The sequence below is a fragment of the Pseudomonas sp. genome (assembly GCF_026224925.1).
Lineage (GTDB): Bacteria > Pseudomonadota > Gammaproteobacteria > Pseudomonadales > Pseudomonadaceae > Aquipseudomonas.
In genome coordinates this window covers 1-11,780 of sequence record NZ_JAMFRV010000576.1, presented here as the reverse complement: position 1 = coordinate 11,780, position 11,780 = coordinate 1, and the positions used below count along the sequence as shown (strand labels likewise).

Below are 11,780 nucleotides of genomic sequence, written 5' to 3'. Positions count from 1 at the left end.
TCATCACCGCCGATAAACTCACGCCCTGCCAATCGACGATTAAGCACGCCGTACAAACGGTTGGTTTCGTTGACGTAGCGATTGATCGCATACGGAATTTTTTCCGGTGCATACAAACCAAAGTGATGGTTTTGGCCCGCCATCGGTCCCAAACCACCCATCTGCCAGAACAACCATTCGGTCACGGTCTTGCGCCCGCGTACGTCGCTGGGCAGAAATTTTCCGGTCTTCTCGGCCAGGTACATCAAAATCGCGCCAGACTCGAACACTGTGATCGCCTCGCCGCCGTCGGCAGGTGCGGTGTCGATGATGGCGGGCATTCTGTTGTTGGGTGAAAATGCCAAAAACTCCGGCTTGAACTGATCGCCTGCGCTGATATTAACGGGGTGGATGTTGTACGCGAGGCCGGCTTCTTCCAGGAACAGGGTGATTTTGTGGCCGTTGGGTGTTGGCCAGTAATAGAGTTCAATCATGGGTGATTTTTTCCTGTGGAGTGAACAGCGAGCGTTCGATGCGCAGAACGCAAAGGTTGCCCCGTTTCTCGTTACAAATTAGTCTGGATCAATCGTTCCTGAATAGTACACAGGCGGCATCATGATTCGTTTCTATTTCCACCCGACACCCAACCCAGCGAAAGTCGCACTGTTGCTAGAAGAAACGGGACTGGCCTACGAGGTAGTGCCCGTTGATACCAGCAAAGGCGAGCAACACTCGGCAGCGTTTCGCGCCATCAATCCCAATGGCAAGGTGCCGGCCATTGTCGACACCGACGCTGCGGGCGGCGTCGAGGCGAGGGTCTTTGATTCAAGCGCGATCCTGCTGTATCTGGGCGAGAAGACCAATCAGTTCATGGGGACGCCGGCAGACCGGCCGGAGCTTCTTTCCTGGCTGTTTTTTATCAGCAGTGGTTTGGGGCCTTTTTCGGGCCAGGCAGTGCATTTCCAATACGCGGCACCTGAGGGCAACGCCTACGCGGTGAATCGCTACCGGCGTGAGATCGAGCGGCACTATCAGGTCTTGGACGAGCGCCTGGCGGGGCGCGAGTTCATCGTCGGTGACAGCTACTCAATCGTCGATATTTCGGCCTGGGGTTGGCTGGATAGGGCACCGCGGGTATTGAAGGGCGAAGCAGATCCGTTAGCGCCATTCCCCAACCTCAAGCGTTGGTTCCAGGCAATTGATGCACGCCCGGCAGTAGGGCGGGCACGCGCAGTCGGCAAAGACCATGCGTTCAAAAAAGAGCTGGACGAGCAAGCGCGGCGTGCGTTGTTCCCGTCTAACTACCCACTAAACGCTTAGGGCAATCGCTGAATCAGCAGCTTGATACAGGTCGTTCGCGGGCTTTGATCATTCGCCACTGATGATGAGGTTTGTCGACGAGCGTCCGTCAGCTACAGTTGCAGCAACCTCATTGCTGACGACTGCCCAAGGAAGATTCAATGCGCTTGATCTGTATCGCCATTCCGTTCGTACTGCTGGCTGGTTGCTCATCGATTGCTGCTGATCCGGCCAATGTGAAGCAGGTCCCCCCTGAGCGCTTGTTGGCCTTTCAACAGCCCGTGGAAGGCGGAGGGCAGATCACAGTGAACCGTGACATTGGCATGATAGGCGGCGGTTGCTACCTGGCATTGTCGATTGACCGTAAGGTTTCTGCGCGCATTGGCATCGGCGAAGAAGCGCACTTTCAAGTGTCCGCAGGTGCCCACATCGTTGGCATTGGTCTTGACGAGCAAGATGATTCATTGTGCAGTAAAGGCCGATTGCACCGTGAACTGTCTGTTGCGCTGCAAGGCGGCGCTACTCAATATTTCCACATTGTCAGCGAGGCGAAGAGTGGCTTTGGGCTAGTGCCTGCGGCGCAGTGAACTGGGTGGGTGTTGCGCATAGCGCTGGCGTTCTGGTGGAAAAAACCTGGGTCGGTATAATCATCGCCCGCAGTCGATATTTTGTCTGCGGACGATAGCTATCGGATTCGAACTGAGCTTCTATGATGACTTGGTCCTATCGAAAGCAGATTGTCCCTTGAACTAGCCGGCTGTGCCCGGCTCCAAGGATTGGATTTGTATTGCGATCGGTCGAGCCTATGACATCGTCACCAGCATGGATTATCTGCGAACACTGCGATTCGGTTTATCAGTCCACCCCGTTGGCCAAGGGCCAAACCGCCAGGTGCGTGCGATGCGGTGGAATTCTCCGGCGGGGTGGCCAGCTTAGCATTCAGCAATTGCTGGCGCTTTCGCTCAGCGCAGGCGTCCTGTTTATCTTTGCCAACGCGTTTCCGGTTATCTCTATCAACCTGCAAGGCTTGAGTAATCAGGCAACCTTATGGCAGTCAGTGCAAGCATTGGCACAAGGGCAAATCAGCCCTATGGCAGCGGTGGCGGGGCTGACGATTATTCTCGCGCCATTCCTGCAAATCATTCTGTTGTGCTGGGTACTCAGTTTCGCCTTGGCCGGGCGTGCAGCCCCAGGATTCAAAAGCTGCATGCGCACCCTTGAACACTTGCGGCCCTGGAGCATGCTTGAGGTCTGCCTGCTGGGCATTCTGGTGGCAATCGTGAAACTGGCCGGCATGCTCGATGTGCATCCGGGCATTGGTCTATGGGCGCTGGGAATGCTGACCGTGTTGATTATCCTGATTTCAGGCAAAGGCATCCGTCGGTTGTGGGACGATCTCGAAGGCGTCATCCCGTGAGCCTACCGCCTTACGCCAGTGAAATGAGTCTGGTCTTGTGCCATACCTGCGGCTACGCCTGTTCGGTGAATAATGCGCAGTGCCCCCGGTGTGATTCAGCCGTGCATCGGCGTAAACCCAATAGCTTGACCCGCACCTGGGCGCTGTTGCTGGCCAGTCTTATTTGTTACATCCCGGCCAACCTGATGCCGGTGATGTACACCAACATGTTTGGCCGCGGCAGTGAAAACACTATATTGAGTGGCGTCATGGAGTTTTGGAACGATGGTTCCTGGGACCTCGCGCTGTTGATATTCATTGCCAGTGTCGCGGTGCCATGCGTGAAGTTTTTGGTGTTGGGGACGTTGCTTATAACCTGCCAGCGCCGCAGCCATTGGGCTCGGCGGGAACGAGCCAAACTTTATAGGCTGATCGAAGTGGTTGGGTATTGGTCGATGCTTGACGTGCTGGTGGTTGCCCTGATTGCCGCCCTGGTGCAGTTCCGCTCGCTGAGCACAGTCGAACCACGCATGGGCATTTTGTTTTTTGGTTTGGTCGTGGTCCTGACTATGCTGGCCGCCATAAGTTTTGATCCCCGGCTTATCTGGGATACAGAGGTTGAAGATGTCTGATGATCAACGCTCCACCGTTAACCCGACCCCGGGCTCACCTCCTCCAGGCGCACCGGAGATTAAACATCGACGTTTTAACGTGTCACTGGTGTGGATTGTGCCGATCGTGGCGGCGTTGATCGGGATATCCATGATGGTGCATAACCTCATGTCAGCGGGGCCGGAAATCAGCGTCAGCTTCCAGACAGCCGAAGGACTTGAGGTCAACAAGACCCAGGTCAAATACAAAAACGTGGTGATCGGCAAGGTGACGGCGATTGCCTTGAGCGAAGACCGCAACCGGGTTGATGTGAAGGTTGATCTGGACGCTTCGGCCAAGTCGTTTGCCACTGAAGGGTCGCGCTTCTGGGTCGTTCGCCCACGGATCGGCGCGAATGGAATTTCGGGCGTCGATACGTTGCTGTCTGGGGCGTTCATCGGTTCAGATGCGGGCGAATCGGAAGAAAGCAAAAAAGAGTTCGTCGGCCTGGAGACGCCGCCTCCAGTGACCTACGGCGAGAAGGGCAAGCGTTATACCTTGCACACTGACACCCTCGGTTCGCTGGACATTGGCTCGGATGTTTATTATCGGCGTATCGCAGTGGGCCAAGTAGTTGCGTATCGACTGTCCGAAGACGGCAAAGGCGTCGACGTACAGATCTTTGTTCATTCGCCAAATGATCAGTTCGTCACCAAGGACACGCGGTTCTGGAACGCCAGTGGCGTCAACGTCAGTCTGGACGCCAACGGGTTGAAGGTTGACACCGAATCGGTGTCATCGATTCTTGCCGGTGGCATTGCGTTCGTCGAACCCAAATACAGCCCTAGTCCAGTGGTGGCCGACGAGGACGCCACATTCTCGCTGTTTCCCGATCAGCAAACCGCCATGGCGCCCGCCGACGGTGATCCACATTACATCCGTATGCGCTTTGATCAGCCGTTGCGTGGCCTATCGGTGAACGCTCCGGTTGAATTTCATGGGGTCAATATTGGTCGCGTAGTGTCGGTTGACCTCGATTATGACGCCCAGAAAAAAGACTTCCCGACCATGATTGGCGCAGTGATCTACCCCAATCGGTTAGGCAAGGCCCATGAGACGCTGCTTAAACAGACCGGGTCGGACGACACAGATGACATGCGGACCCAAGTGTTGATGGCTGACTTCGTTAAACAAGGACTGCGCGCGCAAGCTCGCAGCGGCAACTTGTTGACCGGTCAACTCTATATCGCCCTGGATTTTGTCCCGAACGCCAAACCGGTTGCCTTTGATTCGACTGCGCGGCCGCTGGATGTTCCGACCGTTCCGGGCAGCCTGGACAAGTTGCAAGAACAGCTGCAGCAAGTCGTCGACAAGATCGCCAAGCTGCCGATTGATCAGATTGCCAGCAACCTCAACGGTAGCCTCACCGAGCTGCAAAAAACCCTGAAGCAGGTCAATGGTGACGTTCTGCCGCAGATGCGCGACACGCTAGTGCAGACCAAAAAGACTCTTGCCTCGGCCAACGACAGCTTCTCCGAAGATTCGCCGCAGCGTCAGGAGCTGGGCCAAGCCATGCAGGAAGTGAAGCGTACCGCTCGCTCGGTCCGGGTATTGACCGATTTCCTCGGTCGGCACCCTGAAGCACTGATTCGTGGACGCGTACAAACTGCCCAGCCCGATGGTTATAAATCGTCGCCTTCGTCTTCTCGAGAGATTGATCCGCAATGACCTCCATGAAATGTCGCCTTCTGGCCATCTTCGCCACAGTAGGCTTGGCCGCCTGCGTTTCGGCGCCCACGCATTACTACACGCTGGTGCCGACCGCCAATGATGCGCGGGCGAGCAGCGCGCCAGCCTTCCAGTTCGAGATGCAGCCCGTGTTGATTCCGGTGCAGGTTGACCAGCCGCAGGTTGTCGTGAGACTCAACAGCGGGGCGTTGTCGATACTCGAAACCGAACGCTGGAGCGCTCCGCTTGCCGATGAGTTCCATGATGCCTTGGCCAATCAGATGGAGCTTCGGCTCGGCACACGCAACCTTGAGGGCTTGCCCAAGGCCGCTGGCCGTCCGGTGATCTCACTGCAAACCGACGTCAGACGCTTCGATTCAGTGCCAGGCCAATACGCACTGATCGACGTGGTATGGAGCCTCAGTCGTCGGCTCGATACCGAGAAACGTCGCAGCCTTACGTGCAGCTCAACCCTTCGCCAGCCGGCGGGGGGGCAGGTGCAGGATGTGATCATGGCTCATCAACAGGTCATCGCGCAGTTGGCGACAGTTATTGCAGGCACAGCGCGCAAATGGGCGCAGGATCCTGGCGTGGGCTGCCCGTAGTCTGCTCTTAGTCTGCTCTTAGTCATATGCCCCCAACCAATGACCTTTGATCCAAATCAATGGTCAAAAAAACGCGCCTGCTATAACTAACTGCCATGGGCGGTGACACGGCCTAAAACAGTAATTCTGTCTCACGAGAGGGCCCGCGCAGACCATCGCGGCCGGGGAGATCGAATGGTTGAGCAGGTTGTTGACACGAATCGGCCCCTTACTGGGCTGCTGCTGGTGGTAAACGCGGGTTCTTCGAGCATCAAGTTCTCGCTTTACAATGCTGATCTGGACGCCCAAGGCCAGCCCATGGCGCGTGGCTATGGCAGCCTGGAAAAACAGTCGGATCATTATCGACTGAGTTTTCGCGAGGTCAGCAGCGATGTCGATGTTCAAGAGCAGTGGCCGCAGCTTGAGGAGTCCATAAGTGACGAGACATTGGGTCGGCTGATCCAGTGGATTGAGCAGCATACCGGTGACAGCCTGTTTGCTGCCGGTCATCGCATTGTTCATGGCGGCAGCCGTGCACAGGTCGCAGCGTTGATCGATTCGTCGGTGATGGCCGAAATGGAAAAATTGATCCCGATGGCTCCGCTGCATCAACCGGCGTGCCTGGCGCCGGTGCGGTTTCTTGCGCGCGAGCACCCGCACCTACCGCAAGTGGCGTGTTTCGACACGGCCTTCCATCATTCCCTCGACCGGCTGGAAACCCTTTATGGACTGCCCCGCGCCTTGAGTGAGGAGGGCATTCGTCGATATGGCTTTCATGGCTTGTCTTACGAATACATCGCCAGCGTCCTGCCCGCTTATGACCGACGTGCGGCGGCCGGTCGGACCATCGTTGCGCACCTGGGCAATGGCGCGAGTTTGTGTGCGTTACGCGGGGGTCGCAGCTGTGCGACCAGCATGGGGTTTACCACGCTGGACGGTATCTTGATGGGCACCCGGCCTGGACACCTTGACCCCGGGATTTTCCTGTATTTACTCCGCGAACGCGGCATGACGGCCGAGGCGCTAGAGCATCTGCTGTATCACGAATGCGGATTGCTCGGCGTTTCCGGTGGGATCTCAAGTGACATGCGCGAGTTGTCTGCCAGCCAGGAACCCGCGGCCAAAGACGCCATTGATCTGTATGTGCACACCATCGTGCGCGAGATCGGCGCATTCTCTGCAGTGTTAGGTGGTCTTGATGCGCTGGTGTTTACCGGCGGCATCGGCGAACACGCTGCCGGCGTAAGGGCGCGGATTATCGAAGGTTGCGCCTGGCTGGGCATGAAAATCGACGAGCAGGCGAATCAAGTGGGCGGACCGTTCCTGTCCCAGTCCAGCAGCCGCGTCGCCGCCTGGATGATCCCCACCGACGAGGACCACGTGATTGCTCGTCATACCTTACAGCTGCTGAAACCCTAGTTGAGTCTCGGGCCAATCGGCCCGAGGGTTTTACATCGCCCCATCCATTGGAGTCGCCATGTATATCTTCAACCCGCTGCTGTCCAGCGCCGACAACCCAGCCAACGCACCCTTGGCCGAGTCACCTGTCATCGACAGTGGCCCGCTTGCCCCCGAATTACTGGCGCATATGCACCGTTACTGGCAGGCCGCCAATTACTTGTGCGTTGGCCAGATCTACCTTAAGGCCAATGCGCTGTTGCGCGAGCCGCTGACCGCCGACCACATCAAGCCGCGGTTGCTGGGGCATTGGGGTACGTCGGCCGGTCAGAACTTTATCTATGTGCACTTGAACCGGCTGATCAGTGAACAGCATGTGCAGATGATCTATATCTCCGGCCCCGGCCACGGCGGCCCGACGCTGAATGCGTGTGCGTGGCTGGAAGGCACCTACAGCGACGTTCACCCTGAAATTACCGCCGATGAAGCCGGCATGCTGCGCTTTTTTCGGAGTTTTTCGACACCGGGTGGGGTGCCCAGTCACTGTGGGCCGCACACTCCGAACTCTCTGCATGAGGGCGGTGAGCTGGGCTATTCGCTGGTTCACGCATTCGGTGCGGCGTTCGACAACCCGGACTTGGTGGTGGCGTGTGTCATTGGTGACGGCGAAGCGGAAACCTGCCCGCTGGAAGGTAGTTGGAAAAGCATACGGTTCCTCAATCCGCAATATGACGGTGCAGTGCTGCCAATTCTGCACCTCAACGGCTACAAGATTTCGGGCCCTACGGTGGAAGCGCGCACGGCCGATGCCGACTTGGTTGCCCTGTACCAAGGGCGTGGCTACGAGCCGATTATTGTCGCGGGTGACGACCTGCCTGGGATGCACCAACGCTTCGCGGCGGCACTCGATGCCTGTTACGCCGGGATTCGCGCTATTCAGCAGCGCGCCCGGGGCCAAGCCTTAGTCGAGCGTCCGCGCTGGCCGATGATCATTCTGCGCAGTCCTAAGGGCTGGACCGGACCGAGGGTCGTCGATGGCATGCCGGTCGAAGGCACGTTTCGCGCGCACCAGGTGCCGTTGGCCAACGTCATTCAAAACCCTGAACACTTGGCCCAACTCGAAAGCTGGATGCGCAGCTATTCGCCGCAAACACTGTTTGATGAAAATGGCGCACTGGTGGCGCAATTACGTGCGCTGACGCCGCCGTCTGCCTTGCGTCTGGGCGCAGTGCCCCACGTCAACGGTGGCCGCACACTGGTGGCGCTGGACCTGCCGAACTTTGCCGATTACGCGTTGGAGGTGCCGGGACCTGGGGAGGTTATCGCCGAAGCGCCGCGCAAGTTGGGTGAGTACCTGCGGGACATCATCCGCAGCAACCCCAACAACTTTCGGGTATTCGGACCGGATGAAACCAATTCAAACCGCTTGAACGCTGTGTTCGAAGCCACCAACCGTACGGCTGCCGGGCCGATCCTGCAAATTGACGATCACTTGGCTGCCGATGGCCGGGTCATGGAAGTGCTCAGCGAGCATTTGTGCGAAGGTTGGCTGGAGGGTTACCTGCTCACCGGCCGCCACGGCATGTGGTCGACCTATGAAGCGTTTGCCCAAGTGGTGGACTCCATGGTCACGCAGCACGCTAAATGGCTGCAGCAAAGCCGTGAGTTCGCCTGGAGACGGCCGCTGGCCTCGCTGAATATCCTGCTCACCAGTCACGCCTGGCGTAACGATCACAACGGCTTTAGCCATCAATCCACCGGCTTTGTTGATAACGTGCTGCAACGCCGTTCGGACGTGGTTCGGGTGTATTACCCGCCCGATTCTAACTGCCTGGTCAATGTCTTCGATCACTGCTTGCGCAGCCGCAATTACGTGAACGTGGTCACCTGTGGCAAACAACCGGAATTCCAGTGGCTGGATTTCGATGCCGCACTCAAGCACTGCTCCCAAGGCGCATCAATCTGGAACTTTGCCAGTAATGATGAGGGCGACGACCCTGACGTGGTGTTGGCCTGTGCCGGCGATGTGCCGACCACTGAGGCGGTGGCGGCGGCCTGGTTGCTGCAAAAGCACGTGCCCGGGATTCGCGTACGGTTGGTCAATGTGGTGGATCTGGGCATTTTGAGCAGCCCGCAGGCCCGTCCGCATGGCATGGATCACGTGTCTTTCGAAGCGTTATTCACCCGTGAGGCGCCCGTGATGTTTGCCTTTCACGGCTCGACCTGGGTCATTCACTCCATGGTGCACGGCCGGGCCAATGAGGCGCGGTTCCATGTCCGCGGCTTCTCTGATCGTGGCACCACTACCACGCCGTTCGACATGGTGGTGCTCAATGATATGAGCCGTTATCAGCTTGCCATTGATGCTTTGAGCCATGTGCCCCGCCTGCGTTCCCACAGCCTGGATGCCATGAGCTATTTCGAAAGCCAGCTGCGTCGGCATTACACCTATATCCGCGAGCATTTCGAGGACATGCCAGAGATCCGTAATTGGCACTGGACGGCTGATTTCAGCCAACCAGACGGCCCGGCGCCATTGGCCAAGGGGCATTCACGGGGCCAGACATTCACGGACGCCTGACCCGCGCTGAATCATGGCCATGCCTTGGTGTGGCTGTCAGGTCTGTTTGCCACTCATATCAGGGTCAGCCCATGCCTTCTCGTTACCCTCCGTTTGAAACAAACATAGGCACCTTGCGCCAATTGGCGTTTGATCAAACCGTCCGCTGGTCAAGTTTGAACGACGATATCTGGCGCAGTCTGGACGCTGAATTATGGGAGCTGACCCATAACCCCTGTTTGGTGCTGAATGCAGTCTCCGAACAAAAAATTAGCCTGATGCTCGCCGACAATCGCTTTCACGCGCGGGTCGGGGAGGTGGCGCAGGCGCATCGCGGGATCTTGGCCCAACCCACGTGGTTTGAGCGTGAACACCCTGATACGGCGTTGCATCAAGTGGCCTATTTCTCCATGGAGTACATGCTCAGCGAGGCGCTGCCGGTTTATTCCGGCGGGTTGGGCAATGTGGCGGGCGATCAACTCAAGGCCGCCAGTGATCTGGGTGTGCCGGTGGTGGCTGTTGGGATGCTTTGGCAGCATGGTTATTTTCGTCAGGAAATCAGCGCCGAAGGTGATCAGCAGGCGCTGTACCCGGTTAATGACACGCGACAACTGCCAGTAGAGCCGCTCTTGCGTCCCGACGGCAGCCTGTTGCGTTTGGCGATTCAATTGCCTGGCTTAACCCTATGGCTGCGGGGTTGGCAGGCAACCGTGGGGCACAACCGATTACTGTTGCTCGATAGCAACGACCCGGCCAACCCACCGCCGGTGCGTTTGCTCACAGGCGAGCTGTACGGCGGCGATGTGGAGATGCGCCTGCGTCAGGAGATGGTCTTGGGCATCGGCGGTTGGCGCCTGCTGGAGTCGGCGGGCTATACGCCCCAGGTGCTTCATCTGAATGATGGGCACGCCGCGTTTGCGGTGCTTGAACGTGCGCGTAGTTATATGCAGGTTAATAAGGTCAGTTTTGACGTGGCCCTGACGGCGACGCGCGCCGGCAATTTGTTCACTACACACACGCCAGTGGAGGCCGGTTTTGATCGCTTTCCCGACACGTTGATCCGCAAATACCTCGGGCGCTACGTCGACCATGAGCTGGGTCAGCCGCTGTCAGCCATCTTGGCCTTGGGCAGGCAACATGCTGACGATTCACAAGAGCTGTTCAACATGGCGTTCCTGGCGGCTCATTGCGCAGGCGCGGTGAATGCGGTCAGTCGCCTGCACGGCGAGACCAGCCGGCACATTTTTCAGCCACTGTTTGCGCGCTGGCCTAACGCTGCGGCACCCATCGGCCACGTCACGAACGGGGTGCATTTGCCGACCTGGGTGTCACTGGAGGCCGAAGCGCATTGGCAGGCCCTGCATGGCGGCGATTTGCCGTGGCGCGGCACCAGTGAATCGCGGGTCAGTGAGTTGTTGGAACAGGTCGACGATGGGCAGCTGTGGCAGTTGCGCGAACAGGCGAGGGTGCTGCTGTTCGAGTTTGTTCGTGCTCATTTGGCACGCAGTGAAGCGGTCCACGGCGCATCGCTGGAAGTCATCGAGTCGGCGGGCCAATCATTTGATCCGCATATTCTGACCCTGGGCTTCGCCCGCCGGTTTGCCACGTACAAACGCCCTAACTTATTGCTGCAAGACCCTGAGCGTTTGCTGCGAATACTCAATCACCCGACCCGACCGGTGCAGTTGCTCATCGCCGGCAAAGCGCACCCGGCAGACCACGTTGGGCAGCAGATGATTCGCGACTGGCATGAGTTTATCCAGCGACCGGAGGCCAGCGGGCGGGTGGCATTTCTTGAAGATTACGACATGCGCGTGGCACGGCACTTGGTGCAGGGCGTGGATGTGTGGGTCAACACCCCGCGCCGCCCGTGGGAAGCCAGTGGCACCAGCGGCATGAAGGTATTGGCCAATGGCGGGTTGAACCTGTCCCAACTCGATGGCTGGTGGGCAGAAGCCTGCACCGATGAAGTGGGCTGGGGCATTGGTGATGGTGCCGAGCATGGCGAAGAGCATGATGGAGTCGACGCTGCCCAGCTCTACGCCTTACTGGAAACCCAAGTGGTGCCGGCGTTCTATGAGCGAGATGCCGAGGGCATTCCTGGCCAGTGGATTCGCCGTATGCGGGCGAGCATGGCAACCTTGGTGACGCAGTTCTCAGCCGACCGGGCGGTGCGAGAGTACGTCGAACACTACTATCTGCCAGCCGCGGATGCCTATCGTGCCCGAACTGCCGAGGGTAGCCG

The 11,780-nt window shown here is 58.1% G+C and carries 10 protein-coding genes; 9 read left to right on the top strand and 1 reads right to left on the bottom strand.

From position 1 onward, the window contains the following. The coding region (locus tag M0974_RS24090) for a glutathione S-transferase N-terminal domain-containing protein (RefSeq protein WP_297842869.1) at positions 1–473 on the bottom strand (473 nt) is incomplete at its 3' end. A 121-nt stretch (positions 474–594) separates the two neighbouring features. On the opposite strand from M0974_RS24090, the gene M0974_RS24085 reads away from it, so the two are divergent. From M0974_RS24085 to glgP, 9 genes are all read left to right on the top strand, one after another. After that, complete coding sequence (locus M0974_RS24085) at positions 595–1,299, top strand: glutathione S-transferase C-terminal domain-containing protein (RefSeq protein WP_297842865.1); 705 nt, start codon at positions 595–597, stop codon at positions 1,297–1,299. Between the two features lie 140 nt (positions 1,300–1,439). After that, complete coding sequence (locus M0974_RS24080; protein ID WP_297842863.1) at positions 1,440–1,865, top strand: 3-isopropylmalate dehydratase; 426 nt, start codon at positions 1,440–1,442, stop codon at positions 1,863–1,865. Positions 1,866–2,083: 218 nt separating this feature from the next. Beyond that, positions 2,084–2,695 (top strand): paraquat-inducible protein A, encoded by a 612-nt coding sequence (locus M0974_RS24075; RefSeq protein ID WP_297842861.1) that lies wholly within the window; start codon positions 2,084–2,086, stop codon positions 2,693–2,695. Continuing rightward, positions 2,692–3,306: a paraquat-inducible protein A gene (locus M0974_RS24070; protein ID WP_297842858.1), complete on the top strand. Its 615-nt coding sequence runs from the start codon at positions 2,692–2,694 to the stop codon at positions 3,304–3,306. The genes M0974_RS24075 and M0974_RS24070 overlap by 4 nt, the downstream gene beginning before the upstream one ends. Next, positions 3,299–4,993: an MlaD family protein gene (locus M0974_RS24065; RefSeq protein ID WP_297842855.1), complete on the top strand. Its 1,695-nt coding sequence runs from the start codon at positions 3,299–3,301 to the stop codon at positions 4,991–4,993. Before M0974_RS24070 ends, M0974_RS24065 begins: the two co-directional genes overlap by 8 nt. Positions 4,994–4,998: 5 nt before the next feature. Next, positions 4,999–5,598: a membrane integrity-associated transporter subunit PqiC gene (locus M0974_RS24060; protein WP_297842852.1), complete on the top strand. Its 600-nt coding sequence runs from the start codon at positions 4,999–5,001 to the stop codon at positions 5,596–5,598. 174 nt (positions 5,599–5,772) lie between these two features. Continuing rightward, positions 5,773–6,996 carry an acetate/propionate family kinase gene (locus M0974_RS24055; RefSeq protein ID WP_297842849.1) on the top strand — a complete coding sequence of 408 codons (1,224 nt, stop codon included), beginning with the start codon at positions 5,773–5,775 and terminating at the stop codon, positions 6,994–6,996. Between the two features lie 58 nt (positions 6,997–7,054). Then, a complete protein-coding gene (locus M0974_RS24050; RefSeq protein ID WP_297842847.1) occupies positions 7,055–9,556 on the top strand; it encodes a phosphoketolase in 2,502 nt (833 codons plus the stop codon). Positions 9,557–9,627: 71 nt separating this feature from the next. Beyond that, positions 9,628–11,780 (top strand): alpha-glucan family phosphorylase (glgP, locus tag M0974_RS24045; protein WP_297842843.1); only part of this gene is annotated, 2,153 nt, incomplete at its 3' end.

Coding starts and splice junctions, on each gene's coding strand:
- M0974_RS24050 (WP_297842847.1), top strand. CDS start 7,055: ATGTATATCTTCAACCCGCTGCTGTCCAGCGCCGACAACCCAGCCAAC.
- M0974_RS24055 (WP_297842849.1), top strand. CDS start 5,773: ATGGTTGAGCAGGTTGTTGACACGAATCGGCCCCTTACTGGGCTGCTG.
- M0974_RS24065 (WP_297842855.1), top strand. CDS start 3,299: ATGTCTGATGATCAACGCTCCACCGTTAACCCGACCCCGGGCTCACCT.
- M0974_RS24075 (WP_297842861.1), top strand. CDS start 2,084: ATGACATCGTCACCAGCATGGATTATCTGCGAACACTGCGATTCGGTT.
- M0974_RS24060 (WP_297842852.1), top strand. CDS start 4,999: ATGAAATGTCGCCTTCTGGCCATCTTCGCCACAGTAGGCTTGGCCGCC.
- M0974_RS24085 (WP_297842865.1), top strand. CDS start 595: ATGATTCGTTTCTATTTCCACCCGACACCCAACCCAGCGAAAGTCGCA.
- M0974_RS24080 (WP_297842863.1), top strand. CDS start 1,440: ATGCGCTTGATCTGTATCGCCATTCCGTTCGTACTGCTGGCTGGTTGC.